The organism is Azospirillum sp. SYSU D00513, from assembly GCF_017356015.1.
Lineage (GTDB): Bacteria > Pseudomonadota > Alphaproteobacteria > Azospirillales > Azospirillaceae > Azospirillum.
Genome location: NZ_JAFIQV010000132.1, coordinates 1 through 466 on the forward strand (window position 1 = coordinate 1; position 466 = coordinate 466).

The following is a 466-nucleotide window of genomic DNA, read 5'->3' on the forward strand; positions in this document are numbered from 1 at the left end:
GGGGATAATCGGTTCTTTGCGTCGTGCCATCGGGGGCTCCTTCCGTTCTCAGCATACCCCCGCCGAGCACGAAATTCCGGATAGTCCCGAAGGCGGTGAGCGCGGCCTCGGCCGCCTTGTCGTCAACGGCGTCGTAGACCGTCTTCAAGGCAGCCGCGATGGCCTTGCGGTCCTTCCAGGACGCGAACTCCATGCTGTGACGAAGCAGGTGCACGATGCAGGTCTGCACGATGGTCTCGGGATAGGCGGCCGCTATCGCCTCGGGAAAGCCCTTCAGCCCGTCGACCACGGCCAGCAGGATGTCCTCCACGCCGCGGTTCTTCAGCTCGTTCAGCACGCGCAGCCAGAACTTGGCGCCCTCGTTCTGCTCGATCCAGAGGCCCAGCACCTCCTTGGCGCCGTCGGCCCGCACGCCGATGGCCACGTGGATGGCCTTGTTGCGGACCAAGCCCTCGTCACGGATCTT

At 65.0% G+C, this 466-nt stretch carries 1 protein-coding gene; it reads right to left on the reverse strand.

Annotated features, from left to right (window positions below):
* On the reverse strand, positions 1-466 hold a 466-nt coding region (locus JUB11_RS32525), incomplete at both ends, for a transposase (protein WP_247887486.1).